Annotated in this window: 1 pseudogene; it reads right to left on the bottom strand. The window is 37.8% G+C overall.

The features are described from left to right. Positions 1–540, bottom strand: a pseudogene (locus R7044_RS27285) (OmpA family protein); the annotation flags it as partial. Positions 541–555: the final 15 nt, after the last annotated feature.

Here is a 555-nt window from a genome sequence, read left to right as displayed (position 1 = left end):
TGTTGGGATTCTGACCTCTGACAAAGCGGAAGCGTCTTTTCCTTCCAATACCAGCGTAATCCAACTACCACCGGCAATCGCCTTCATTAGTGAGGGTGCACCTTTACGGAATACAAATCGACGAGAAGGCTTGGTAACCGTAAGAGAAGATTCAACTTTTCTATAAAGCTCTTTATCCCACGGTGCATTTTGACTAATTAATGTCACACCTTGCCATTTATTCCCTTCGTTGCGTATATCGGAAATAAATAAAATTTGATTATTTGGTTCCGCACGGAAATAAAACTTCCCCATTGGAACCTTTGAATGCATCAGGTTGCACTCAAATTTATTTCCTTTGAAAGACCAATTAGAAATATCCATTGGAACTGTCAACACCTCACCAGACATGGCTGGATTAAAATTGACCAAACCCAAAGAAAAAAAGACGTTACAAATTATTATCAAACTACGAAAGGAAAGGTATATCTTACATTTCCATGACTTAAGCAGTTTAATTAAATATGCCACTGAAGCTCTATAACTGGCATAGCTAATCATGTTAATTACCTATTC

This window comes from Vibrio sp. 1402, from assembly GCF_033340275.1.
The sequence above is the reverse complement of the archived record's forward strand: the minus strand, read 5'-3'. Positions and strand labels throughout refer to the sequence as shown.